Origin of the sequence: Mesorhizobium sp. NBSH29, assembly GCF_015500055.1 — a bacterium.
GTDB lineage: Bacteria > Pseudomonadota > Alphaproteobacteria > Rhizobiales > Rhizobiaceae > Neomesorhizobium.
Genome location: NZ_CP045493.1, coordinates 79,375 through 104,117, shown reverse-complemented (window position 1 = coordinate 104,117; position 24,743 = coordinate 79,375). Strand labels below are relative to the sequence as shown.

At 61.3% G+C, this 24,743-nt stretch carries 18 protein-coding genes and 4 pseudogenes; 11 read left to right on the top strand and 11 right to left on the bottom strand.

Features of this window, described 5'->3' with window-relative positions; genetic code table 11:
- Positions 1 to 150 (top strand): annotated as a pseudogene (locus GA830_RS20115) (IS630 family transposase); the annotation flags it as partial.
- 261 nt (positions 151 to 411) lie between these two features.
- Here GA830_RS20115 and nadE read toward each other — a convergent pair.
- The 6 genes and pseudogenes from nadE to GA830_RS18460 all read right to left on the bottom strand — a co-directional run.
- A pseudogene (nadE, locus tag GA830_RS18485) lies at positions 412 to 1,397 on the bottom strand (NAD(+) synthase).
- Positions 1,394 to 2,932: a class I adenylate-forming enzyme family protein gene (locus GA830_RS18480; protein WP_195165124.1), complete on the bottom strand. Its 1,539-nt coding sequence runs from the start codon at positions 2,930 to 2,932 to the stop codon at positions 1,394 to 1,396. Before GA830_RS18480 ends, nadE begins: the two are co-directional and overlap by 4 nt.
- Positions 2,933 to 2,952: 20 nt before the next feature.
- A complete protein-coding gene (locus GA830_RS18475; RefSeq protein ID WP_195165123.1) occupies positions 2,953 to 3,207 on the bottom strand; it encodes an acyl carrier protein in 255 nt (84 codons plus the stop codon).
- Between the two features lie 11 nt (positions 3,208 to 3,218).
- Positions 3,219 to 5,157 (bottom strand): annotated as a pseudogene (gene asnB / locus GA830_RS18470) (asparagine synthase (glutamine-hydrolyzing)).
- A 16-nt stretch (positions 5,158 to 5,173) separates the two neighbouring features.
- Positions 5,174 to 6,235 carry a hypothetical protein gene (locus GA830_RS18465; protein WP_195165122.1) on the bottom strand — a complete coding sequence of 354 codons (1,062 nt, stop codon included), beginning with the start codon at positions 6,233 to 6,235 and terminating at the stop codon, positions 5,174 to 5,176.
- Between the two features lie 336 nt (positions 6,236 to 6,571).
- Positions 6,572 to 6,736 (bottom strand): annotated as a pseudogene (locus GA830_RS18460) (IS701 family transposase); the annotation flags it as partial.
- A gap of 253 nt (positions 6,737 to 6,989) precedes the next feature.
- On the opposite strand from GA830_RS18460, the gene GA830_RS18455 reads away from it, so the two are divergent.
- The 3 genes from GA830_RS18455 (at position 6,990) to GA830_RS18445 (ending at position 10,224) form a co-directional block, all read left to right on the top strand.
- Positions 6,990 to 8,312: an MFS transporter gene (locus GA830_RS18455; RefSeq protein WP_195165121.1), complete on the top strand. Its 1,323-nt coding sequence runs from the start codon at positions 6,990 to 6,992 to the stop codon at positions 8,310 to 8,312.
- A 203-nt stretch (positions 8,313 to 8,515) separates the two neighbouring features.
- Positions 8,516 to 9,184, top strand: coding sequence for a DUF6088 family protein (locus GA830_RS18450; protein WP_195165120.1), 669 nt, complete (start codon positions 8,516 to 8,518; stop codon positions 9,182 to 9,184).
- The gene (locus tag GA830_RS18445; protein ID WP_195165119.1) at positions 9,181 to 10,224 is read left to right on the top strand and encodes a nucleotidyl transferase AbiEii/AbiGii toxin family protein; all 1,044 of its coding nucleotides are present in this window, start codon (positions 9,181 to 9,183) and stop codon (positions 10,222 to 10,224) included. Before GA830_RS18450 ends, GA830_RS18445 begins: the two co-directional genes overlap by 4 nt.
- On the opposite strand, the gene GA830_RS18440 is transcribed toward GA830_RS18445, so the two are convergent.
- A complete protein-coding gene (locus GA830_RS18440) occupies positions 10,221 to 11,093 on the bottom strand; it encodes a hypothetical protein (protein WP_195165118.1) in 873 nt (290 codons plus the stop codon). The genes GA830_RS18445 and GA830_RS18440 overlap by 4 nt on opposite strands.
- 1,181 nt (positions 11,094 to 12,274) lie before the next feature.
- On the opposite strand from GA830_RS18440, the gene GA830_RS18435 reads away from it, so the two are divergent.
- The 7 genes from GA830_RS18435 to GA830_RS18405 all read left to right on the top strand — a co-directional run bounded on the left by GA830_RS18435 (position 12,275) and on the right by GA830_RS18405 (position 20,879).
- A complete protein-coding gene (locus tag GA830_RS18435) occupies positions 12,275 to 13,888 on the top strand; it encodes a Mu transposase C-terminal domain-containing protein (protein WP_195165117.1) in 1,614 nt (537 codons plus the stop codon).
- Between the two features lie 12 nt (positions 13,889 to 13,900).
- Positions 13,901 to 14,782: a TniB family NTP-binding protein gene (locus tag GA830_RS18430; RefSeq protein ID WP_195165116.1), complete on the top strand. Its 882-nt coding sequence runs from the start codon at positions 13,901 to 13,903 to the stop codon at positions 14,780 to 14,782.
- Complete coding sequence (locus tag GA830_RS20110) at positions 14,779 to 15,645, top strand: hypothetical protein (protein WP_258045716.1); 867 nt, start codon at positions 14,779 to 14,781, stop codon at positions 15,643 to 15,645. Before GA830_RS18430 ends, GA830_RS20110 begins: the two co-directional genes overlap by 4 nt.
- Before the next feature lie 433 nt (positions 15,646 to 16,078).
- On the top strand, positions 16,079 to 17,266 hold the full coding sequence (locus GA830_RS18420; protein ID WP_195165115.1) for a Fic family protein: 1,188 nt from the start codon (positions 16,079 to 16,081) through the stop codon (positions 17,264 to 17,266).
- 300 nt (positions 17,267 to 17,566) lie between these two features.
- Positions 17,567 to 18,394, top strand: coding sequence for a type IV toxin-antitoxin system AbiEi family antitoxin domain-containing protein (locus tag GA830_RS18415; RefSeq protein ID WP_195165114.1), 828 nt, complete (start codon positions 17,567 to 17,569; stop codon positions 18,392 to 18,394).
- Positions 18,391 to 19,248 carry a nucleotidyl transferase AbiEii/AbiGii toxin family protein gene (locus GA830_RS18410; RefSeq protein WP_195165113.1) on the top strand — a complete coding sequence of 286 codons (858 nt, stop codon included), beginning with the start codon at positions 18,391 to 18,393 and terminating at the stop codon, positions 19,246 to 19,248. The genes GA830_RS18415 and GA830_RS18410 overlap by 4 nt, the downstream gene beginning before the upstream one ends.
- Positions 19,249 to 19,724: 476 nt before the next feature.
- A complete protein-coding gene (locus tag GA830_RS18405; RefSeq protein WP_195165112.1) occupies positions 19,725 to 20,879 on the top strand; it encodes a hypothetical protein in 1,155 nt (384 codons plus the stop codon).
- A 215-nt stretch (positions 20,880 to 21,094) separates the two neighbouring features.
- On the opposite strand, the gene GA830_RS18400 is transcribed toward GA830_RS18405, so the two are convergent.
- From GA830_RS18400 to GA830_RS18385, 4 genes are read right to left on the bottom strand one after another with little or no spacing between them, the layout of a single operon-like run.
- Positions 21,095 to 21,961: an isocitrate lyase/PEP mutase family protein gene (locus GA830_RS18400; protein ID WP_195165131.1), complete on the bottom strand. Its 867-nt coding sequence runs from the start codon at positions 21,959 to 21,961 to the stop codon at positions 21,095 to 21,097.
- A 23-nt stretch (positions 21,962 to 21,984) separates the two neighbouring features.
- Entirely contained in the window at positions 21,985 to 22,692 is a 708-nt protein-coding gene (locus GA830_RS18395; RefSeq protein ID WP_195165111.1) for a GntR family transcriptional regulator, read from the bottom strand.
- Positions 22,689 to 24,200 carry a tripartite tricarboxylate transporter permease gene (locus tag GA830_RS18390; RefSeq protein ID WP_195165110.1) on the bottom strand — a complete coding sequence of 504 codons (1,512 nt, stop codon included), beginning with the start codon at positions 24,198 to 24,200 and terminating at the stop codon, positions 22,689 to 22,691. The genes GA830_RS18395 and GA830_RS18390 overlap by 4 nt, the downstream gene beginning before the upstream one ends.
- Positions 24,200 to 24,667, bottom strand: coding sequence for a tripartite tricarboxylate transporter TctB family protein (locus GA830_RS18385; RefSeq protein ID WP_195165109.1), 468 nt, complete (start codon positions 24,665 to 24,667; stop codon positions 24,200 to 24,202). Before GA830_RS18385 ends, GA830_RS18390 begins: the two co-directional genes overlap by 1 nt.
- Positions 24,668 to 24,743 lie beyond the last annotated feature (76 nt).

Here is a 24,743-nt window from a genome sequence, read left to right as displayed (position 1 = left end):
GATGGCCTTCTCCAAGCTCAAGGCGCACCTACGGGCTGCCAGGCCAGAACCTTCGACGAGCTTTAGAAGGCCATCGGCAACATCTGCGACCTCTTCAGTCCAGACGAGTGCTGGAACTACATGAAAAAGGCAGGATATGCATCCGATTAAATGTCCCGATGCTCTAAGCTGAGCCAAATGTTCTGACGACGGACAAATATCTTCTGCCCGGGGTCGGTAGTCCGCCGCTACGAGACGGCGCCGCTAGCCTCGTCGGTCACACCAAAACTCGATCCAGTTGTGATGAAGATCCGGAACTCGCTGCCCTCTTGGCCTTCCTCTGGACACCATCTCGGCGAGCGGAGCCATGCCATGATTGACCGCATCGTTCTCGAGGAGCACCTCGGTGGATCCAGCGCCGCTCGAGCAAAATCATTCCACCAGAACGGGCGCCATGTGTAGATAGCGCGCCACCTTGCGTTTTGCCCGCAATATCGCTCCACACCGCCTCGACCTGGGCTTCAGAAAGCCCTATGGCCGCACCGGTTTGCGAAGCGGAAAGGTTGCTGTCGAGCGCGTACAGGCACGCATCCATCTTCGCGTAGGGCAGCGAGAAATAGAACTCTTCCTGCGTTTGAGGCAGTGAGTAAGTATCGGTGGTCCGGCGGGCGTTTGCGAATTTCCGCGGGTACACCGAGATGGGCGGCAAGTGCGTAGACCTGCGATTTGTAGAGATGGCGCGATCGGCTTGATGTCGGCTGCGCCGTCACCGTTCTTGACGAAGAAGCCCTGATCGTACTCGAGCAGGTGGGGGTGCGATGACGGCAAAATTCAGCCGGTCGGCGTGGGTAGTATTCAAGCTGTTTGCGGGTACGCTGCTTCATGTTGGGTCGATGCGACAACGCCGAGATAGGATGCCCGCCGGCAGGCGCAGCTTTGCGCATTTGGCCATCGGGCGAGCGCACCACAAGCGACGAGATGTTGTAGCCGCCCGACGTCAGCGCACTATCGAAGACGATCTTGCTCGACCATCCTGCGCCGTAATCCGGCACAAACCTCGCGGATGGCGTCGTCGCGGCGAACGAATAGCACCCCGTAGCCTCGAGCGTGGGGCCGATATCCTCTACCGCATTCTCGATGCCGAAAGTTTCAGCCACAGCCGTACCGAGCCGCAGGCTGTCCGGGTCGGAATCGTGCTCTGGCATCAGCAGGCCGAACACCCGCGCGGGCCCGACGGCACGCACGGCCAGCGCCGTACAGACTGGCTGAATCGATGCCGCCGGAAATTCCAATTACAAAACCGCGCTTGCGCAGGTCGTGGCGCAGCGCGTCGCGCATTCTCGAAGCGATCGCTCTGCCTCCCTTTCAGCATCGATGGAAAGGGCGGAAAGTTCGAAGGCTGATATCATCATGTTCATGCCGCTTTGCGTCTGCGTGAAGCGAGGCGTCGGCTGAGTTTCCCGCTCGGAGTCTTTGGCAGGGTGTCGCAGAACTCGACTTCCCGGGGCACCATGAAATCATTTAGGATCTGTGCGCAATAACGCAGAACATCCTCGGCGCTTAACGTATCGATCGACTTCACGATCAGCGCCTTGAGCGTCTCGCCGAGCACCGGATCCGGCATGCCGACGACAAGCGCCTCGACCACGCCTTCCAGTTCGTAGAGCGCGGATTCCACTTCCCGCGGCGCAACCTTGAAACCACCCGTCTTGATAATGTCGTCCTTGCGGGAGACGAATGTGACGTGGCCGTCGCCATCCGCAAGGAACAGATCGCCCGTGTGAAGGCGTCTGGTCCCGGTCAGTGGGTCGGGGCGCACCGTGAATTGCGTCGCCGCAGGGTTGTTCCAGTAGCCGCGCATCACGTGGGGCCCCGACACGGCAAGTTCCCCGACGGTTCCCGGGGCAACTTCGAATCCCAGGTCGTCGACGACCTGGATCGCAGTGCCCGGAATGGCAATGCCGACGCAGTCGGGCCGCAGGTCGATCTCGCCAGGAGGAAGCCAGGTCGCGCGCACGCATTCGGTCTGGCCGTACATGGAGTAAAGCTGCACGTGGGGAAACAGGGTTCGCAGCCTGCGGATGTGGGCGACTGGCAAGGGTGCGGCCGCGCTGGTGATGTAGCGCAGGCTTGCGAACAGAGCCGGATCCAGATTCTCCATCCGCAACATCATGGCGAGCATGCAAGGAACCGCGGGAAAGCCGGTGACGCCCTCTTCGCGCAGCCGCTCGAAGATGACAGCCGGATAGGCAAAGGATTTCTCCAGCACCAATGTGGCGCCCGTTTGCACTGCAGTGAGGAGTTGCGTCAGTCCGTATCCGAAAGATAGCGGCAACACATTGAGGATGACGTCGTTTTCGTTGTTGCCAAGGTAGGCCGCGATGGATGCGGTTGCGGCGTCGATATTGTCGTGCCCCATCATCACGCCCTTCGGGTCACCGGTCGATCCCGAGGTGTAAATGATGCTGGCAAGGTCGCTGTCGGAAAGATCCAGGCCAGCCAGAGCAGGTTCGGCCAACAGGCAATGGGCAAAGTCGAGGGCTTCGGGAAGCTGGGCGTGCGGCCGCGTCAGGATTACCTTGGGTCGAACCTTGATGGCTAACGACAGCATGTTCGCAACCGTAGGCGCGCTCCTCGCGTCCGCGATGATCGCCTTCGGCTCACAATCGTTGACGATAAAGGACAGCCGCCTTGCCTTGGTGGAAGGATTGACCGGACAAAGCACGGCACCCGCCATCCAGACGGCATAAGACGCGACGGCGGTTTGCCAGCCATTTGCGGCTAACACCAGGACCCGGTCGCCCTTGACGACACCGTTGGTCGCCAGCGATGCGGCAAGCCTCTCCGATGCATTTGAAAGTTCCGCGTAGCTAAATCGCTGCGCGCCGTCCACGATCGCGGTCTTGCCGGCATGCTTGCGGCAGCTTTCGCGAAGGTGGCCTTCAATGCGCATCGATGCGTCTCCCGGCCAGGTTAGGCGGCCTTTTTGCGTTCGATGAAGGCTGCGATCCTGTCGATGGAATCGAGGTTCCCCGGCACGATATCGGCGTCTCCGACCTTTACTTCGAACGCTTCCTCGATAAATCCGACCAGTTCGAGAACGCCGGTGGAATCGACGAGGTCGTTTTCCATGAGTGAAAGGTCGCCGGGCAGAGGCTGAACGTCGTCGCCGAACAGGAAATTCTCGACGATGAAATCACGGATTTTTTCTTGCGCATCGTTTGCCACGCCGCCAACCCTCACTTTGTTTCCGTCCGGTTCGGCTGGTCGGTGACAAAGACCTTGTGCCACAGTTGCGCCGAGAGAATGCCCATAAAGGCTGTATTGTCCTTGAAGCTGGTTGCCCGACCGTTAATGGCTTTGACTTTCAGCCTCTCGACCATCGCAGAATTGAACAGACCGGTTTCAGCCAGCGCGCCTTCCGACAGGACCGTCTCGGTCGATGCACGGGCTGCGGGAGTGGAAAATGCCTGGCTGTCGGGCGCTCGAAACGGCTGTTTGGGCCGGTTGACGACCGTATCTGGCACAAGGCCGCGCGCGGCCTCCTTCAGAATGAACTTTTCGCGCAGCCCCCGCATCTTCAGCTCCGGTTGGAGTCCGGCGGCGAACGCGATGACGCGGTGGTCGAGAAACGGAAACCGCCCTTCCACGCCGTGGGCCATCATGACACGATCGCCCTGGCTGGAGAGAATGTAACCTGGGAGCAGAAAACGGGCCTCGAGATATTGCGCCTGGTTGAGCGGATGCCAGCGCCTGAAATCGCCGGGCAACTGCGCTGCGAGATCGGCCGCCGCATCGTAATCGCCGAGCGTATATTTCAGATCGGGGGAATAGAAGAGTTTCGCCGCCGCCGTCGAACGCATGCGCGGCCGATGCGAGAACAGCGGATCGGTGAGGCCGTCTCCACCGGTGGAGAAGAAACGTGCGAGATAGTCCACGCTCTGGTGCTGCAACTGCGGCAGATAGGGATATAGGCGGCGAAACAGAAGCGGCCGGCGTGTCGAGCCTGGCTGACGGGCGCAAAAGCGCCGCACCGCAGCCTCCTGGAAAATATCGTAGCCGGCGAAAATCTCGTCGGCGCCCTCGCCGGTCAACACAACCTTCATGCCATTTGCACGAACGATGCTCGCGAGCTGGTAGAGCGGTGCCGGCGCCGTGCGCAGTACCGGGCATTCGGTGTGCGCGATTATGGTAGGAAATTCGGCAGCGATCTCGTCTTCTCCGCACCGCACCTGATGGTTTTGCACGCCGAGTTTTTTCGGCGACCTCCGCCTGCCACAGGCTTTCATCATGCTCTGGGGAACGGAACCCGACCGAGAACGTTTCGAGACGCCCTGGCGCCACCCGCGCGGCAAGGGCGGTGATGAGCGAAGAGTCGAGACCGCCGGAAAGATAGGCGCCAACCGGCACGTCTGCACGAAGACGAATGCGGGTGGCGTCTTCCAGCAACTCTCCAAGCTGTTCGACTGGACGCTCAGGCGTCTTGAACTCGCCATCGCGGGGAAATTCCATACGCCACCACTGGCTCACCGTCCGGCTGGAACCCTGCGCAATCATCATGTGCCCAGGCGGCAGCTCTCTGACACCCTTGAAAGCCGTTCGAGGTGCTATCGGCGCCCAGAGCGTGAAAATCTGGTCCAGCGCGACGGGGTCGAGTTCGGCTGCAAAGCCCGGCGCAGCCATGAACGCCTTGATCTCGGAAGCGAAAAAAAGCGTGCCGCGGATTTCCGTATAGTAGAGCGGACGCACGCCAATGCGATCGCGCGCCAGCCACAGGTTTTGACGCCGCGCGTCCCACAATGCGAACGCGAAATCGCCGTTGAGTTCGTCGAGACAGGCCGTACCCATCTCGTCATAGAGATGCAGGATCACCTCTGTGTCGCTGGTGGTCAGAAAACGTCTTCCGCGGGCCTGCAAACGTTCGCGGAGTTCAACGTAGTTGAAGACCTCTCCGTTATAGGAAATGACGAGATCACCATTTGCAGCCGCCATGGGCTGCTTGCCGTCTGCCAGGCCGACAACCGAAAGCCGGGCATGACCGAGACCGACGCCCGGCGCAGTATAGACGCCCTTCTCGTCCGGCCCGCGATGGCAGAGCGCGACGGTCATGCTCTTCAGCAGGGGCGCTGCCGCATCGGTCGAAACGGTCGATCCCAGAAAACCGGTTATCCCGCACATCGTGCTACTCCTCCGATCAATCGAAGCGATCGCCGATAAGGCGCGTCCAGCTCTCGCCCGACAGGCCGTTGAGGAACGCGCGCCCTTGGGTTGCCGCGGCAACCACATCTGCTCTTAGGGAATATAGCGTCGTGGAAGAGGCATGGAGAAACGCGAATTTGCGATCTAGCATAGCATCGAGCAACGCTGGCTGGGAGCGACCGCGAATTGCGGCAAGGCCCCGATCATGGGCGTTGGCGAGCAGCCGTTCGACGATCAGCGCCTCCATGCCCGGAACGGCCATGAGTTGCATAACGCGGCCAATCCCTGCTCGGTCACCATAGTAGATGAACAGGCCGGCAAGTTTTCCGCCTCGTGTCAGCAGGAGGCGCTGGACACGCTCGCCGTGTTTGGCCTTCACGTCAGCATGCGTGAGCATGCGCGAAAGCTGTTCGTCGCGCCATCGCGGGTTCAGAGGATGGTGCACGACAAGCTGTTGGACGGCCGCAACGAGTTCGGCCCGGCTCGGTTCGGTTTCAGTCAACATGTCGGCCTTGCCGGAGCGCGGCTGGTAGCCGACCCAGGAAAGTCCTCTCCCGCCGGCGCCAACGGCGCGGTCAGCCAAGCCGGCCAATGATAAGAATGCACCGAGCAAGCCAAACCGATCAGCAGCCATGCGCGTAACGAACCCAATCGGGCGGAGTACACGCACATATTCCAGGCTGTACGACGACAGCACATGCGCGCCCATCCTGCGCCACATCGCTGTCGCCAGATTGTTGGACGTCTCGCTGAAACAGAGGTCTTGCGGTCCTGAAAGCACCGCTTTGAGAAGGCGAGCGCCGGCAAAAGGATCGGCTTCATGGTCGTCGACCATCCATGTGGTACAGATGGCCGCCCTTAGGCTTTCCCCGTCCAGTTCCATGGCCTGTGGAAGTACCCCGATAAAGCCGTTTACACGGCCGCTTTCTGCGATGTGAACGCGCGAGGCGATTTCCCCATCGCGCCCGTATGGCCCGCAAAAGAGATCGTCGAGATAGGCCGCAAGATCAGCCGCTCCGTTGGCCGGCGACTCGTGGCGGAGGACGCGCAGAAACATTTCCCCGACTGCGAGGGCGTCGTTCTGCTCAAATGGCCTCACCTCTGACACTATTGGAGACCCCGTCCTGCCCTTGAACTGTCCGGTCGGTGTCTGCTGAGCGAAAACCGGCCACGACTGTTTCATAAGACAATACGTTTAAGTTCCACTTACAATGGCTGTGGGGGTGGCCCTTACCCTAGCATTACAGTTGCGCTTTTGATTTGAGGTGGGATTGTCGAGCTGCGGCCTGATGTGCTCGTCGCCACAGCGACCATGCGATGACAGTTGCCGGGTGGATACGTCGTCGGGCGAGACGAGTGGCGATGCGGCGGATTTCCTGAACCGACCAGCGGATCAGCGGCGGGTTCCCGATCTTGTCCTTCGCGTCGTTTTTGGGGGCGGCGCGGCATTGGCATGATGGCGGATCGCGGCCATCATCGCGAAGGCGAGCATGACGAGCGAAACGTGCCGATACCAGCCATGCCAGGAACGGGTCTCGTTGTGGTCGAGGCCGAACTCGTCCCATGGCGACATGCCGTCGCTTTCCCGCGAACTGAACGGAAGCGGCGCAAAGGCAACAGTGAATTCCAATCCCTGATCGGATTTGATGGCACACCGCATCATAGTGAATTCCATGCCTAGGCAGAGGTGCGTAAGCGAGCAGGCGTTCACTGCGGGTTGGCTGAAAGCGCCAGCAAAATGGCGCTTTCGTGCGGTCGCCCTTCAGCAACCCGCCCTACACTGAGGCGAAGCATTGACGTGAGCATTCATCGTGTGGCTTCAAGTTCGTTCATTTGCGGCTCTGCTTCTCGGCACCTTCCTGATGATGGTTGGGACCGGGCTTGGCAATGTTCTGATACCGCTACGAGCGTCGGCGGAAGGCTGGTCGTCGACGACAATCGCCTGGATTGGAACGGCCTATGCGGTCGCCTTTACTACTGGCTGCCTTCTGACCCCGCTCTTCGTCAGACGCGTCGGTCACATCCGGGTCTTCGCCATCCTGCAGACGCTACTTGCCGCTTCGATGCTACTGCTGGCGCTGGTACCTCATCCCTTCGCCTGGGCCGCCTTCCGTGCCGTCGGTGGCTTGACTCTCGTCGGCGGTTACATGGTTGTCGAGAGCTGGCTGAATGAGCGTGTCGACAATTCCAACCGCGGCACAATCTTTGCAGCCTACATGATCGTATCGATGTCGGGTGTAGCCGCAGGCCAGTTCATATTGCCCCTCGGCGACATAATGAATGAGACCCTGTTCATGGTAGCAGCCATTGCTTTCGGAGCCGCGCTTATCCCCGTGGCTCTATCAGTTGCGCCGGCTCCGCAACCGCTCACCCAGGTCAGGATCGATGCACGAGCGCTGTTCAGAAGATCGCCGGTTGCCGTCGTCGGCTCGTTCCTCGCTGGCGTGATCTTTGGCAACTGGATCTATTTCGGCCCACTATATGGCAAAGCCATGGGGCTGTCGGCGACGGGCATTGCAGCGATGCTGACGGCGGCGATGGTCGGGGGAATGGTGTTCCAGGTGCCGTTTGGCAAATTGTCCGATCGCTTCGACCGACGGTATGTGATGGCTTTAGCGGGTGCCATAGGGGTGGCGATTTCGATCGCGATGATCGTCATAGCGCCAACCGAACCGACAAGCATAATTGCAGGCATGTTTGCGCTGGGCTCTGTCCTGTTCACCATCTATGCGCTCAATGTGGCGCATGCCAACGACCAGGCAGACGCGGACGAGTTCATACAGGTCTCGGGCGGGCTGCTGATCGTCTACGGGATTGGTAATATGGTGGGGCCCCAGCTCGGTGGCCGCCTGATGGACGTCATGGGTCCAAACGGCTTTTTCGTCGCGATGGGTGGAGTGTACGCCCTCTACGGGCTGTACGCGCTTTGGCGCTCGATACGAACGACAGCGATCCACCCTTCCTTGCGCCCCGATTTCCAGATCATTCCTGTGTTGTCCACCACGACACCTGAGACGTTGAATATGGATGCCCGAACGGCCGATGAGGACCAGAGCCGCCTAAGCCCGGCGCAGAAGACAAGAAGCCGTAGGCATAGCGCTACGCCGTCACCCGGAAATGGGAGGCGGCTATAACAGTCGATGAGATGACGACGACGAAACGCAGAGATGTTGCGACTGTTGTAAAGTTCCACTCTGCCCTCTATGCGACTTTCTAAGCACGGAACGTGCACGTCAGTTCGGCCGAGACGGGCGGACTAAAGAGGTGTCCGAAATTTGTAGCATTCTTCGGACAACTCCCCCTTGCCGTTGTCCGAAACTTGTCACATATTTCGGACATGACAACGGTCGAACACGACACCGATATTCGCTCGCGCGTGCTCGCACGCATCGGGTCCAAGCCCGAGGAGGTCTGGACCCCCGGCGACTTTGCCGATCTCGGCGCGCGCGCCGCCGTGGACAAGACCCTGCAGCGACTGGCTGCAGCTCAAGAGCTTCGCCGGATCGACCGCGGTCTCTACGACCAGCCGCGGACCAATACTCTGACCGGCCGCGCCACCGTGCCGGACTATCGCGCCGTGATCCGGGCCGTGACGCGCCGCGACAACGCGCGCACCGTCATCGATGGCATGACGGCCGCCAACGATCTTGGGCTCACGACGGCCGTCCCCGCGCGGATCGAGGTGCTGGTCGATGCGAGATTGAAGCCGATCAAACTCGGCAGCCAGGAAATCCACTTCAAGTATGCGGCCCCGAGCCGCCTTTATTGGGCGGATCGGCCGGGAATGCGGGTCGTGCAGGCGCTATATTGGATGCAGGATATGCTGACCCAGGACAGCGAGCGCAAGCGGATCGCGACCATATTGCGCCGCCTGCTTTCTGACCCCAAGCACGGCGAGGCGATCCGCGCGGATCTGCGCGCTGGTCTTTCCGCCGTGCCGATCTGGATGCAGGAGTTCCTGCGCCAACTCCTCGGCCCAACCGCTGGGCCGGAGGGCAAGCCATGACGACCGCGGCCTACCGTCAGATTATTGCCGCGTCGCCCCGTGACCGGCTCGATCTGTTTCTCGCCACGGCCAACCGTATTGGCGCCCCAGTCGGCAATGTCGAAAAGGACTTCTGGGTCTGCTGGACACTCAATGCGCTTTATCACGAACGGCCGGCAGGAGAGCCGCGGCTGCTCTTCAAGGGCGGCACGTCGCTCTCAAAGGGCTATGACCTCATCAAGCGCTTCTCCGAGGATATCGACGTCACGGTGTTCCGCGATGACCTCGAAGAGCCCGCGTCGGTCGAAGAGCTCGAAGCGCTGTCGAACAAGAAGCGCCGCGCCAAACTGAACGCGATCCGAGATGCCTGTCGGGCCTATATCACCGGCCCGCTCAATGCGTTCCTTGCCGCCCAGTTGGCAGACGTCACCGACGGGGTGGGTCGCGTGGAAATTGATGACGCCGATCCTGATGGGCAGACCCTGCTGCTTTGGTATCCCGAGGTGGAACCGCGTGATGGGGCCTATGTCCGACCGGCGATACGTCTCGAATCCGGCGCAAAATCGGCACTCGATCCCCACGGGCCGCTGACGATTGCGCCCTATGTGGCCGGAGACGCAGCTGGCGTTGACCTCGCCGTACCGGACGTCACCACGATCGAAGCGACGCGAACCTTCTGGGACAAGGTGGCGATCGCTCACGGACTGCGCCGCTGGTATGAGCGGCGCGGTGAATTGCGGCAGGCAGGGCAGCGGGTTTCACGCCACTACTACGACCTGCACTGTCTCATGCAATCGGAAACCGGCAAGGCTGCGCTCGCCAACCTCGATCTCGGCGCCGACTGCGTGCGTCATGCGCGCATGTTCTTCGATCGTCCCGACTATGATCTGGCCTCGGCGGTGCCGGGGAGCTTCGCCATTGAGCCGGTGCCCGGGATGATCGACGCGCTTTCGCGAGACTACGCCAACACGACCGCGATGATCTTCGGCGCCCCGCCCAACTTTGATGACATTCTCGCCTCGGCACAACAGATCGAGCATGACCTGAACAACCACGCTTAGGCGCCCGTGCTAGAGCGTTGTCGCTCCCTGCTGGCGGCAGTCTTTCTTGCCACGCGTAACTCGTCGATCGTGGGCTGCCTCCAGATCCCGTGTTCAATCTTCGACCCGGGACGCGAGGGCCAAGTTTTCACAAGTTCGGCGAGTGTAGCCGGGCGCCATTGTCCCCAAACGCTGTCGGATGAGATTGGGACATCGGCGTAAGAGGTGCCAATGATCTCTGGATCGACCGGCTCGCCATCGCACCCGACGAAAACGACCACGCCATATGTAGACGTCATAACCGGCCGGCCAAAGGGCGGCAGGTTCTCGGGATCAAGCGGATAGCGGCGGCGGCGGCGTTCGGTGGCGCGGGCACGCGCGGCTCGTTCTTTTTCCGACCCGCGACTAGCCTCTCGGCGCTTCTTGCGCTGTTCCGGCTCGTTGCGGATGGCTGCCTCCTCGATTCGGCTCCAGTGCCGGCGTAGAGCGTCATATGACCGGTACGGCACCGTCCACGCACGGCGGTCGCCATCCCAAGCGGCAAACGGCACCTCGCGCATCTCGTCAACGACAGTACGGGAATAGGGGGTCACCACTTCCAAATGATCATCTAGGCGCAGAAGGTACTTCGAGACGATGGGGTCAAAGGCAAAGGCGTCGCGCCCTTTGAGGTCGGCATGCGTTTCAGTCTGAGAACGCTCTCGTTGGAGCCATCGATCGAAACGCTGCGCGGCGATTTTGCCCGGGACGAACCACGCCTTCAGATCATCATTCCAGCGGGCGCGAGGAAAGGTCCGCCGAAACCGCTCGACCGTCATACGGTCATACGGAAATGCCGCAGTCGCGCCGGGACGATCGTTGCCGCTCGAAGTTTCCTTGCTATCGCTCATGCTTAATCAACGCGCTGCAGTCGGCAATTGCTTTGTTACGACGTTTGAACCATGTCCTCGGTTCGGACGAACCCTTGCTTCGGCACTCTCTGCGAGAATCCCGTGGGTCATGGCGACTCTGTCGGCATTTCTTTCGGATAATCGGGTGGCAGGGCGCCAAGCCAATGCTGACCTTGGGGCACACCTTGCTCGTCCATATTGAGCGCCTTGATGACGCTCGACCTAATCGTCCGACAGTATCGAAGAACGCTCTCGTCGGAGATGTCGGTGGTCTCTCGGACCACCACGTAGCGTGCCCGCACGTAGTCGTATTTGCCGTCAGCTTGCGGGACTGGGCCAAAATCTGGGCGGGCAGTTTCAGCCCCAGCGCTTTGGCGCGAACGACCATCCTCTCGAGGTCATGGCCCAAGGCCCGCAAGGCATCAACGGTTTCCCCGGCGGACCGCATGTAGGTTTTGAGGAAGAGCTCAGCCGCATGATAGCTCATCAATCGCACCGGCCCGGTGCCGATCTTCGGATCCCCAAAGGCGAGCTTGGCGGCAGACAGGTAGTCGTCCGCCAAGAGGAAAATGCCGTAGGGCGTGGCGCCGGCTGATTCAGGAATCATCGTCACACGCTTTCTGTTTGGTGCACCGGCCTTCAATCGCCCACCATACTCCGGCCTCGCTGGCAGCGCGAAAGGAACTGAACGGGCGAAACCTGCTGCTCGAGAGAGAGGCGATCCGCGGCAGCATTCGGGTTGTATTGTTGCGTTTCACGAGTTCTACAGTAGTCTGCAACTGACTGATTTTCATGGGGCTGCACTGGAATTCCAGGACGGTCGTCAGCGCAAGGCGGCAGTCGTGGGGGGATAGCGCATGCCGACCAACAACTGGATCCGGTTTCTTCGAAACTACGGACCCATTCCGACCAACGATAATATGTACGACGAGACCATTCAGCGCGCGTTGGCTCGCTTGAAGATGCCGCCTATCGAGCTGCCGGCTCAGCATCTGGCATGGTTGGTCGACAATTTCAGGTCATGTTGCTTGGCACTTAATAATGATAATGCTATGCAAACGATTTCAATATGTTGCGTGAGCACTTAATTTGCGAATGGGCAGGTAATTTGATAATGCACCTTGGGTTTTGTCACTTAATGTGAGAAAGCAGCTCGCGGTGTTTTTGCTCGCGGGCGTACCATGAACGATCCATTCCCTGACGAGATTGACGAGGCGCTTTGGGACGAAGCGTGCCGGCGGGCGGATGCGATCCGAGAATTCCTGAAAGGCCGGACCGGCAACGCGACGGCGGCACAGGTTGCCGAACTTGCTGCTGAGATGGAAGTCAGCCAAGCGACGGCGTACAGACTGATCAAACTGTTCCGCAGCGGCGGGACCGTGCTTTCGCTGGTAGGTCGCAAGCGCGGACGGCCGGAGGGCCATCGTGTTCTGGACGATCAACGAGAGCAAATCGTCCGGTCAACGATCACAGCTTACTACCTGAAGCGGACCCGGCCGACGGTATCGCAACTGGTGCGAGATGTGCAGACGAACTGCATCTCGGTCGGGGTGAAGCCGCCGCATCGCCGAACGATCGTGGCTCGCCTCCGGGACATCGACCTGCAAAAACGCGCCAAACGGCGTGGCGAACAGAAGATCGTGAAGGCGACCACCGCTGTTCCTGGAGCCCTTGGCGCTTCCCGCCCCCTGAAGATCGTCCAGATCGATCATACCAAGGCCGACGTCTTTGTGGTCGATGAGGAGAACCGGCAACCCGTTGGCCGGCCGTGGCTGACGTTGGCGATGGATGTGTGCAGCCGGATGGTCACCGGTTTCTACCTCACGATGGATGCACCGTCCCGGTTATCAACAAGCCTTTGCCTGTTGCACTCGGTTTTCGACAAGTCGGCATGGCTGCGGGAACGCGAGATTACGGAACCGTGGCCTGTCGCCGGCCTGCCGGACTTGCTGCACGTCGACAACGGCGCCGACTTCCGTAGCCGTGCATTCAAGAGAGGGTGCCAGGATGCCAGCGTTGCGATCGAATGGCGGCCACCGGGCGAGCCACGCTTCGGCGGTCATATCGAGCGGCTGATCGGAACGCAGATGGGAAAGCTGCATCTGCTGCCTGGGACGACATTCAGTAACGAACAGGAGCTTGGCGAGTATGACTCGAAGCGGCACGCGGCGCTGACACTGCGGGAGCTTGAGCATTATCTCGCCCTGGACATCGTGGGATCCTACCATCAGTCGATTCACAGCAGCCTCGGTCGCCCGCCGCTTGCAGTCTGGCGGGACCACGAAGGTAAGATCCCCCTTCGGCTGCCAAAGGATCGACTGCGCTTCTGGTTGACATTCCTGCCCGAAGAGGAGCGAACCCTGCGGCCGACGGGCATTCACCTGTTCGGCCTGCGTTATTGGTCGGCCGCTCTCAGCGCCGACGTCGGGCGTTCGGACCGGCGACTGCTTGTCAAATATGACCCCCGCGACATGGCGCGCGTCTTCGTGCGACGGCCGTCGGGGAATTTTGTGGAAGCCCGCTATGCCGATGTGACCCTGCCTTCGATAACACTGCACGAGGCGGTGACCGCCCGACGCACCCTGCTTGCGAAAGGCCGCCGTGAAGTCGATACCCGCACCATCGTCCGCACAGCAATCGCGCAGCGCGAGCTGATTGAAGCGGCGACCAGAAAGACAGCGGCCGCGCGGCGCGGGAAGGCTTCCTCGAAATCGAAGGTGGATGATCGGGGATGGGGCTCGCTCCGCGGCGTCGACTCCAGCAAACCTGTACCCTTTGTCGAGGATACAGATTGAGCTGGAGTAAATATGAACGATGATGTCTCTCACCTGACCGCAAACGCCGCTTCGCTGCTCGTAGAAATGGACGAGCGACGTATTCGGGCGATACGATCTCGCCGCTGGGTACTTTACCCGCGGGCCAAGCAAGCCCTCGACCGGCTCAATCGTCTGCTCGACCATCCGCGAGGCACACGGATGCCTTCGGTCGCGATCTATGGTGACAGCGGCATGGGCAAAACCATGATCATGAAGCGCTTCCGCGATGAGCACCCGCCGAGTTTCAACCCGCTGACAGGCACGCTGAAGACGCCAGTGCTCGCGATGGAAATGACCAGCCGACCTGGCGAGCGGCGCTTCTATGCCGAACTGCTCACCCTTCTCGGCGCGCCGCAACGACCGCGCGCCGACATCGCCCAGATGGAGCAGGCGGCGCTACGCATCATGGAAGCCATCGGCGTGCAGGTGCTGGTAATCGACGAAGTGCACAACATCCTCGCCGGAACTTATCGCGAGCAGCGGATCGTCCTGAACACGCTGCGCTTCCTGAGCAACCGCCTACAGATCTCGCTTGTCTGCTTCGGCGTCAACGACGCGCGCGAAGCGATCGGTGGCGACGTCCAGCTTGCACGCCGATTCGAGCAGTTCACCTTGAGCAGGTGGGCCGCGAACGAGCAGTTCGAGACGCTGGTGGCGTCGATCCTGCGCAATACGCCGCTGCGTCGACCCTCGGTGCTCACGCCGAAATCACTGCGGCGGATTCTACAGATCACCGAGGGGATCACCGCCAGCATCTTCCACATGATCAACGATCTCGCGGTTGACGCGATCGAAGGCGGCCGAGAGCATATTGCAGACGATGCTGTCGAAAACTGGGAGCCGGAGTTCGAGGCCGAGGCGGCATTCGCATGATAAACGAAACAGTTTTGCGCCGTCTACCGGTGGTTTTACCGCCCCATTGGGACGAGCTTCTGTCGTCCTGGATCAGTCGCCATGCCGCCTTCTACGCGATCCCACCACTCGTCATGCTTCGACATTGCTTGCCGGATGTTCCCTCGTTGCGAGCAGCCGATCTCCATTTGAGCAGCGATCAGGAAATCCGCCTCGCCAGCATGTTCGCCATCGAATCGGCCGTCTTGCGTCTAATGACCTTCATCAATGTGCCGAAGTCATCGCATCGGCTCATCGCCGCGAGGCCGGCTCAGACCTGTACACTTTGCAGCCCTGGTGGCCCGGAACCAGCACCAATCCTGCGAAGCCAGCTGCTGGGGTGGCGGATTACCTGCCCGCATTGCGGAGCATTGCTGCGAGAGCTCGGCGATGGGGAGCTCCCCTCCCCCTTCCGGCAATATCACCGTGCGGCTCTGCGTGGTGAAAAGCTGCTCGACGATGAAGCCGAACGCGGCATCCGAACCTGGACATCGCCAACCGAAATCGCACGGCTTCTCCTGATGCGGAGAGTGATCTGGCCTCTGCCGCGTGAGCATGAGCTTTGGCGCTACAGGGTGCTCGGCGCCATCATTCCCGATCTCGACGATGTCGTTGCCGCAGAACACGAGAACCTCCCGACCCCTGCAAAACCGATCCTGCCACTCTACATGCGGCCAGCTCTGCTTGCAGGCGTTGCTATCGCCGAGCGTGCCGGACCAGAGATGCTCCGGATGCTGCGTCGGCACATGATGGGCGACAACAAAGTCCGATTCACTGACGCCGCCGAGAGCATGATAGCTCGATCTAGCAGCTTGAGAGTCACTCCGCAGATGCAGCTAATTTGAGGATCTGATCGCGGAGATTCTCATAGTTAAATGCCCACTCTGGACAAAACCGCCGCATTTTTGCATTTAACTGCCAAGCGACACGTGACATAAATGATGGGGCGCAGACGTCCCGAAACGAACCCGTCCCCATCAACCCGCAAACCCCACATTCCTTCACGACGGATCACCGCCGGCGCCCGATCAACGTTGTGAAAACGCACCACCAGGACGACCAGATCGCCGGATCAGCCAGCCGAAAACCGGTCGCTATGCATCAAGCGGGCTAGATTGTGCTGCCCTCACAAGGGCTTGCAGCCTCACCTCTTCGGCCGGAATCCATAGTGGAGCATGACCAAGCGCAGATCGGCCAAAACATCGGCCAATTTCTCTCGCAAATTAACAATATGCGTTTATGATTATGCAGTTAGCAAAGACATAGATCGGCCACGCGATGGAAGAAACCGTACAACGCATCGAGCCCGCCCGGCTTGAAGAAACGTCCGAGATCCTCTCCGACGTGCTGGCGGAGCTTGTCGCGGCATCGGCCACGCTGGGCAGCCGCCTTCACCCGCGCACGGCCGCCAACCTTGCCGACCTCGTGCATATCATGAACACCTATTATAGCAACCTGATCGAAGGCCACGACACACGCCCGCGCGATATCGAGCGCGCGCTGGCGGGGCAGTTTGACCAGGACGAGGACCGGCGCAACCTCCAGCTCGAAGCCGCGGCGCATGTCCGGCTGCAAGCGGAGATCGACCGGCTGGCCGCAGGCGGCACGCTGCCTGAGCCCGCGTCCTGCGATTTCCTCCGGTGGCTGCATGCGGAGTTTTACCGCGATGCCGAGGAGCCGATGCTGCGCATCAAAGGCGCCGGTCGCGAATTCCTGATGGTGCCGGGGGAATGGCGTTCGCAGCCCGAGCACGACGTCGCGGTTGGCCGGCACGAGCCACCCTCCAGCACGCGCGTGGATGCGTTCATGCAGTATTTCGAGACGCGCTACCGCATTGCGAAGCTCGGCAAAGCAGGCCGCGTTCTCGCCATCCCCGCGGCGCATCACCGCTTCAACTTCATCCACCCGTTCCCGGACGGCAACGGCCGCGTCAGTCGCCTGATGAGCCATGCCATGGCGCATGAAGCCGGCATCGCCGCGCATGGCCTGTGGTCGATTTCGCGCGGCCTGGCGCGTGGCCTGAAAAGCCGCACGGACTACAAGAGCATGATGGACCATGCCGACATGCCGCGTCAGGGCGACCGCGACGGGCGCGGCACCCTCTCGCTGCGCGCGTTGGACGACTTTACGCTGTGGTTCCTGCGCGTCTGCCTCGACCAGGTGACGTTCATGTCCGGCCTGTTCGATCTCGGCACGCTGGCCAAGCGGCTGCGCGGCTACGCCGCGCAAAGCGAGCTGAAGCCGGAGGCGGGCCGTCTTCTGGAAGAAGCGTTGATGCGCGGCGAATTCGAGCGCGGCGAGATCGCGCGCATCACCGGCCTGCCGGAGCGAACGGCAAGGAGGGTGTTCAACGAGGTGATCGCGCTCGGCCTGCTGGCTTCGGACACCCCCAAGGGGCCCGTATCGCTGCGCTTTCCCGCCGACGCGCTCGATACGTTGTTCCCGAAGCTCTTTCCGGAAACCTGACCGCGCCGCTCAGCTGCCGAACAGGCGCACCAGTTTCGCGGGTTTCGCGACCCAGCTCGATCTGACGCCCGCGAATCCCGATCTCTTTGCGGTTCCGGATGCATCCTCCATCATCCAATTGCCTTGGAAGAAGGAAGTGGCCTGGGTCGCTGCCGACGGCGACATCAGTGCGAGCTTATCGCAAGAGAGGCGACATATTCATTATGAAATATCCGCACCTAACGCGGATTTACGGAAACAATTTTTCACACTCGGAATTAATCATGTTGAAAAGTCCGCATCTAGAGAGAATAATAGAACATGATTCATGATCGGCGTTCCGCCTTATCCAGCTATATGTCCAGCCTGCTTTCCGCAGGACGGGTGATCTTCAGCGGCGGCGAAGCCGAGGCGGCCTTGGGCGTGGGACGCGGGGCGCTGCTTGACGCTGCCGAGCGTCTGCAGCGTCGGCATCACCTTCTCAATCCCCGCCAAGATTTCTACGTCATCGTCCCCCCGCAGTTCGCCTCATGGGGCTCGCCGCCGCCGAACTGGTACATCGATGCCCTGATGCGCCATGAGGGCCAAGCTTACTATGTCGGCCTGCTCAAGGCGGCTGAGTTGCACGGGGCGACCCATCAGGCGGTCATGGAGTTTCAGGTTGTCAGCGGCAAGCGCTTGCCGAAAATCCGCGCCGGACGCAACCTTGTCGTCTTCTACTACCGCAAGGACATGGCGGCGGTCGCGGGCGGCATCGAGGAGAGGAAGACTGACACCGGTACAATGAGGCTGTCCGGGCCCGCTCTGACGGCGCTCGATCTGCTGCGTTATCCGCGTGCTGCTGGCGGCCTTGATAACATTGCCACTGTCCTCACCGATCTTGGGGAGAAGATCGACGGCGAGCAGCTGGCCGCGCTCTCGACCGCCGCCGAGCGTCCCGTCGTCCAGCGGCTCGGATATCTTCTAGACAGGCTGGGTCATGGCATGCGCGCCGCGCCCATGCACACGGCGCTCGCGGCTCGCTGTCCGCTTTCCTGGACGGAGCTGGACCGCACGGAGATACGCGATCACGACTTCACACCCCCGGAGCAGGAACGCGATCCGCGCTGGCAGGTGATTGTGCGCCGCATGCCCGAGGTGGATGAATGATCCCGGCGCAGAATATCGTCGCCTGGGGCACCGTTGTCCCCTGGGCTGACCCGCGCCAGGTCGAGCAGGATTTGATCATTAGCCGGGCGATCGTCGCCCTTTTCGAGGACCCGTTCCTGCGGACGGCGGTGCGCTTTCGCGGTGGCACCGCGCTCAACAAGCTGCATTTTCCAACGCCCTTGCGGTACTCGGAAGACATCGATCTCGTGCGCACAACGGCTGGTCCGATCGGGCCGGTTCTAGACGCGCTGCGCGCGGCCCTGCAACCGTGGCTCGGTCAAGCGCAGTACGACCCCAGCATCGTCGCGCCGAAGCTGCGCTTTCGGGTCGAAGCAGAGGACGGCAGCGGCGTGCCGATCCGGCTCAAGGTGGAAACCAATATCAGCGAGATCGAGGCGTTTGATTCACCCTTGGACCTGCCTTTTGCCGTCGATAATCCATGGTTCGTGGGCCACACGATGGTGCCGACCTTTTCGCGCGAGGAAATGCTCGCCACCAAGTTGCGGGCGCTCCTGCAGCGCGATAAGGGACGTGACCTATACGACCTCGCCCATGCACTTCAGACATTCGACGGCTCGACTCCGCGAAAGTCGTCGACTTGCTTGGGCGTTATGTCGGGCTGTCGGGCAATGCGATCACGCGGGCGATCGGGCAGGAGCGTGTTGGCCAAGCTCGCGCGACCGCGCTTCCTGACCGATATGAAGCCTCTATTGCCGGCCGCGCAGGCTGAACTGATTTCAGACGAGTCGACGCTACTTGCATTCAGACGCGTCTTTGAGACGTTCATCGAGCAGCTGCCCGGTGACCCGTGGGTCCGCGCCGACGAGATGAAAGACCGCTTCAAACTGTTGTAGTCCCCCGCTGGCGGATTGACGATTTTTCACGACGACTCTGGAGACCGTCTGATGCCGACACATCCATCAAGCCGAAGGCCAACGGGAAGGTCTAGCCCTATTTCATGGAACACCGTTTCACTCGCAAAGAACTGTATGACCAAGTTTGGTCCAAGCCTATTTCTCACCTCGTTTCAGAACTGGGTACGACGCCTGGGATCCTAGGTGCTCTGCCGCGTCGCGCAGATATCCCGACACCGCCTTCCGGCTATTGGATGCGAAAAGAGTTTGGGAAGCCTGTTGCGCAAATGGCCTTACCGCCAGCACCGGCAGGATGCGCGGAGCCCCTGCTTCTGGATACCGAGGCGCGTGGTGTAGGGCGCCGGCCTAAAGTAATTGCGGCGCCAAGGTTGGACTCGATACCCGAGCCTAATGTCCCGGTGATGCTCTCTGAAACACCTACGGTGGCATTGAAACCGCCTCCGACACGGCCGACGATGATGACGCGTGAGGAGCTGTACAGCGCAGTTTGGGCCACCCCGATGGCGCGACTTGCCGAACAGTACGGCATCAGCGGCAATGGCCTCGCCAAGATTTGCCATCGGGAGGACATTCCGTATCCGCCGCGCGGCTACTGGGCGAAGCATGCGGTGGGCAAGGCGCCGAAAGCGTCTCCTATGTCGAAATCCGATCGCTCGCGCTCGATCACCATCCGTCCGACACCGTTACCGCCGCCCCCAATCGAATTGCCCCAAGAGGTCAAGCAGCAGGTCGACAAGGCACGCGCCAACGAGTCAAGCATCCTTGTCCAAGAGCGTCTTCTCAGGCCGCATGCGGTCGTCGCATCCTGGCTCGCCGAGCATGAAGAGAAGAAGCGGCAAGCGCGCCGGGAGCGAGATCCATGGACTCGCAAACTGTACGATCCTGGTGAATTCACGCAAGCGGAGCATCGGAAGCACCGCATTCTCGACGCTCTGTTCAAGGCGATCGAGCGTCAGGGCGGCAAAATCAAGCAGGGAGAGCGGCGCGAACTGTTCGCGGAAATCTCGGGTGAGAAGGTCGAATTTCAGGTCCGCGAAAAGCAGAAGCAGGAGCGACGGCCGCTGACAGCGGATGAGAAGCGATGGCGTTCGCACGACGACAAGGGTTGGAAGCAAGAGTTGGTCCCGACCGGCCGTCTCGTCTTCGAGATCAAGACGTGGCAATGGCCAAACGGCCTGCCGCGCCAATGGCTGGAGACCGACAAACAGGCAATGGAGGCTATGTTGCCTGACATCCTCGCTACCTTTGTAGCAGCAGGACCGTTGCTGGTTCAGCTGCGAAAAGAGCGGGAGGCCGCCGAGCGCGAACGTCAACTGGCGGAGCAGCGCCGATACGAAGAGCAGCGCAGACGCAAACGCGACGCCAACCGTTGGCGAGGCTTCAAGGAGATGGCGCAGGACTGGCACGAGCTTGCAGCTGTCCGCGATTTCGTCGCGGCGCTGCGCTCGATGGATGTTGACCCTTCCGACGAAATCGACGGGCGGAGTCTCGGAGAATGGATCGCGTGGGCCGAGGATTGGCTCACGCGCGCTGATCCCACGAGCGGGGGCGTTGACGGCATCTTTCGCCGGGTGGCAGAGATTACCGACTGGACCTATCGGGACTCATGAGAACCCGCGTGCCGACCGGCTGAGGATCGAAATATTGCTCGACAAACAGTTTTCAGTTTGTCCGGGCAAATTCTCAAGCCGCAGAAGGAAGTCAGCTTTTCGTTCATGACTTCTCCGGCCGCCTCGTGCAGGAAGCGTGTCAGCGCCGACCTGTGGGAGACGCGGTCGAGTGCATAGAGGCTGCGACAACTCTCAAGCAGCAACTCCCACGATGTCTACGCCTCGTGGTCGTGCGCAAAGGCTTGGAATCGGCCAAGGTCAACGATTTCGCTGAACTTCGCATAGCTCATCTGACCTGTGAGCGCCTCTGCCCGCCCCGTGTCGGAAAGATGCGCTAGCGCTTGTTCGATCGCGGTGCATGCGGCAAACAGGGTGGTCACCGCGTAGAACACGACGGAGAACCCCATTTGGGTCAGTTCCAAGCGTGTCAGCGCGGCTGCGTCGGTGCCGTCCACGAGCGAGACGACCTTCGGTCCCGCCAACCCGCGGGCTATACCCTCGACCTCGGCCCGGGTGCGAACGCCATCGACGAAGGCGAGATCGGCACCCTGGTCGAGGTAGCTTTTCGCCCGGCCCAGCGCGGCTGCCAGTCCCTCGGGCTGGAGCGCATCGGTGCGGCCCATGATGACGAGGTCCGAGCCGAAAGCCTGACGCGCCGCTACGGCGGCGGCGATGCGCATTTCGGCCTCGGGTCGGGACACGAGCCGCAGCCCGGCCATCTGCCCGCACCGCTTCGGGCTTTCCTGGTCCTCGATATGGAACGCCGCGACCCCGGCCTGGGTGTATTCGGCGACTGTCCGCCGCACGTTCAACGGCCCACCATAGCCGGTATCGGCGTCCGCGATCACCGGGGTCCGAACGGCGCACACCATCGCGCGCGCATGGTCGGCCATCTCGGTCTGAGTCAGCAGACCAAGATCCGGCTGACCCAAGCGTGCCGCGGTGGCTCCGAGCCCGGTCATGTAGACGGCCGGGAAACCTGCCCGTTCCACGAGACGTGCCGTCAGCACGTCTGGCGCGCCAGGCGCCGCGACGATGTCTCCCGTCGCGAGGAGGGCCCTCAAGCGGGCCGCGCCCGACATCAGCGGCGTCATGGGTTCGGTGTTCAAGTTGCGATTCTCCTTGCCGGGTCATGCGTCGGGCCAAGATGCCCTTCGGCCAATGCGCGCTGATAGACATCGGCGGTGCGTTGCACATGGATGGTCAGCGCCGCGTCGAAGGCGGCAAAATCTTCTCGGACCAGCAGATCCAGCATTTTGCCGTGCTCGTCCATAGATTCGGCCCGCCGCGCCTCGTAGGGAGCTGTGATGTTGGCGCGCAACGCGGCGATGCGGCCGTCTACCAGCGAATAGGAATCGCGCAGGTAGGAATTGCTGCAATGATCGAAGGCAGCCTGATGGAAGGCGGTGTCCAACCGGCCATATTCGACGGCATTGTTTCTCGCCAGGGCCTCCGTCATCAGGGTGACCACCGCGTCCAGCCTGGCCAAATATCCTTCCCTGTCACGGCGCATCGCAGCGCGTGCGCCTTGCGCCTCGAGCATCTGGCGATAGTCGCAGATCGCTGCCAGATCATCGAGCGACGTCTCGAACACGAAAGATCCCCGCTTGGGTCGCACCGTGACGAGCCCCTCGCGCGAGAGGATCGCCATGGCATCACGGATCGGCGTTCGGGAAATGCCCATCTGCGCAACGAGCCTGTCCTCGGAGATGTTCTCGCCGAGTTTGAAGGCGCCGGTCACGATCGCTTCCCTGATCTGGCTGGCGGCGATTTCGGCCAGGGACCGTGGCGGCGTGATCCTGCTGACCATCATGTACTCATCTCCTTGGGCCTGTCGCGCCGTCCCCGCCACCATAGCCAGGCCGGCACGGTCCAGACAACGGCCACCAGAACCGCGAGGCCCGCGGCGATCGGCCGTTCGACGAAGCCAAGGAAAGCCCCGTCGGATTTGATCAGCGAGGTGATCAGGTTCCGCTCGACCAGCAAACCCATGACGATCCCCAGGATCGTTGGGGCGACTGGAAAGCCGTTCTCCTCCATCAGGTATGCCAGAAGGCCGAGCACAACCATGATCACAATGCCCGAAGCGCTGGCATTGATCGCATAGGACCCGACGATGCAAAACGCCAGGATCAGCGGCGCGAGCGCCATCTTGGGTACGCGCAGCACTTGTGAAGCGAGGGCGATGGCCAGCAGCCCGAGCGGGACGATCATCAGATTTGCGATGAGAAAGACGAGGAAGATCGCCGTGATCGTGTCCGCATTGGTGAGGAAAACCATGGGACCCGGATTCAGGCCCTTGATGTAGAGCACGCCGATCACGATCGCCGTGATGCTGTCGCCTGGAATTCCAAAGACCAGCGCAGGCACATAGGCGCCGGACAGAGCGGAATTGTTCGCCGCGCAAGCGTCAACCAGACCTTCCTCGCTGCCTGAGCCATAGGTCTGCGGGGACTTCGAGAATCGCTTCGATACGGCATAGGATATCCATGCGGCGATGTCGGAGCCGGCGCCCGGCAGGATGCCGATAATGGTCCCGATGGTCGAACTGCGCGCCAGATTCAGCTTGCGCCGCCACAGCACGCCGCCCAGGCCGCGAAAGAGCGCGAACGGATTGCCGATCGGCGCCGCGGGCGGCAGTGTGTCCCGGTGGACGAAGGTGCGGATCAATTCCGGGATTGCGAACATGCCGATCAGGGCGGGTACGAAGGCGACCCCATCCAGCAGCGATGTCAGGCCGAAGGTGAAGCGCGGCAGCCCCGAAGTCGTGTCCATGCCCACGCTGGCAATCATCAGTCCAAGCCCCAGCGCGATCAGGCTCTTGAGGAGCGAGGACGAGCCCAGCATCACTGCCGCCGACAGGCCGAGAAGCGCCAGCCAGAAATATTCGAACGAGGTGAAGTTCAAGGAGACCAGCGCGAGTTGCGGCGCTGCGAACATCAGCACCAGCGACCCGAACACACCTCCGATGGCCGAGGCCGTGACGGAGATGCCGAGCGCTCGCCCAACCTTGCCGGCCCGGGTCAATGCGTTGAGGTCATCGACATAGGCCGCCGAGGCGGCAGTGCCCGGAATTCGAATCAGTGCAGCTGGAATGTCAGAGGCAAAGATCGCCATGGCAGCCGTGGTCACGATGGCCGCGATGGCCGGAACCGGGTCCATGAAGAAGGTCAGCGGCACCAGCATCGCGGTCGCCATGGTTGCCGAAAGCCCTGGCACCGCGCCCACAAACAGACCGAACACGGCGCAGGACAGCATGACGAACAGCAAGTCCCAGGTCAGTACGAGGGCAAGGGCCGCGTCGAGGTTCTGGAAAACCATCAGAGGATCCCCTTCAACAGCCCGGCCGGCAAAGGAACGTAGAGCAAGCGGGTCATCAGCAGGTGCAGCGCGAGCACGAAGGTCGCCGAGACGACCATCCAGGCTGGGTTGCGGTAGCCGCACAGCAGGAACAGCGCGGACACAAGGCAGAAACCGCCCAAGGGAAAGCCCACCTTTTCAAAGGTCAGAGCGAAGATGACAATTCCTGCTGTTGCCAACAGTGCCGCCGCGAAGCGGTCGGGATGCCGCCATCCGTCCTCGAGCGCGACCCAGGTGTTCGTGCGCGAACGCAGACCAGTGACGGCCAGGGCAACACCGCCCAGCATGAACAGGCTGCCCAGCACGCTCGGAAATGTTCCCGGCCCGATGCTCTGCCCCGACAGGCGGGGGAAGCCGAGCGACGTGGTCAGCACCCACAAACCGAAGGCGAACAGGAGCCCGCCGATCAGGCTGTCATGAAGCTTCATGGCGGTTCGATCCTCCTTCGAACGAGCCGGAGCATGGTGAGATATCCCCTCCATGCCCCTGATTGTTTGCCGGGCC

Coding starts and splice junctions, on each gene's coding strand:
- GA830_RS18480 (WP_195165124.1), bottom strand. CDS start 2,932: ATGCGCATTGAAGGCCACCTTCGCGAAAGCTGCCGCAAGCATGCCGGC.
- GA830_RS18465 (WP_195165122.1), bottom strand. CDS start 6,235: ATGTTTCTGCGCGTCCTCCGCCACGAGTCGCCGGCCAACGGAGCGGCT.
- GA830_RS18450 (WP_195165120.1), top strand. CDS start 8,516: ATGACAACGGTCGAACACGACACCGATATTCGCTCGCGCGTGCTCGCA.
- GA830_RS18445 (WP_195165119.1), top strand. CDS start 9,181: ATGACGACCGCGGCCTACCGTCAGATTATTGCCGCGTCGCCCCGTGAC.
- GA830_RS18440 (WP_195165118.1), bottom strand. CDS start 11,093: ATGAGCGATAGCAAGGAAACTTCGAGCGGCAACGATCGTCCCGGCGCG.
- GA830_RS18435 (WP_195165117.1), top strand. CDS start 12,275: ATGAACGATCCATTCCCTGACGAGATTGACGAGGCGCTTTGGGACGAA.
- GA830_RS18430 (WP_195165116.1), top strand. CDS start 13,901: ATGAACGATGATGTCTCTCACCTGACCGCAAACGCCGCTTCGCTGCTC.
- GA830_RS20110 (WP_258045716.1), top strand. CDS start 14,779: ATGATAAACGAAACAGTTTTGCGCCGTCTACCGGTGGTTTTACCGCCC.
- GA830_RS18420 (WP_195165115.1), top strand. CDS start 16,079: ATGGAAGAAACCGTACAACGCATCGAGCCCGCCCGGCTTGAAGAAACG.
- GA830_RS18415 (WP_195165114.1), top strand. CDS start 17,567: ATGATTCATGATCGGCGTTCCGCCTTATCCAGCTATATGTCCAGCCTG.
- GA830_RS18410 (WP_195165113.1), top strand. CDS start 18,391: ATGATCCCGGCGCAGAATATCGTCGCCTGGGGCACCGTTGTCCCCTGG.
- GA830_RS18405 (WP_195165112.1), top strand. CDS start 19,725: ATGATGACGCGTGAGGAGCTGTACAGCGCAGTTTGGGCCACCCCGATG.
- GA830_RS18400 (WP_195165131.1), bottom strand. CDS start 21,961: ATGTCGGGCGCGGCCCGCTTGAGGGCCCTCCTCGCGACGGGAGACATC.
- GA830_RS18395 (WP_195165111.1), bottom strand. CDS start 22,692: ATGATGGTCAGCAGGATCACGCCGCCACGGTCCCTGGCCGAAATCGCC.
- GA830_RS18390 (WP_195165110.1), bottom strand. CDS start 24,200: ATGGTTTTCCAGAACCTCGACGCGGCCCTTGCCCTCGTACTGACCTGG.
- GA830_RS18385 (WP_195165109.1), bottom strand. CDS start 24,667: ATGAAGCTTCATGACAGCCTGATCGGCGGGCTCCTGTTCGCCTTCGGT.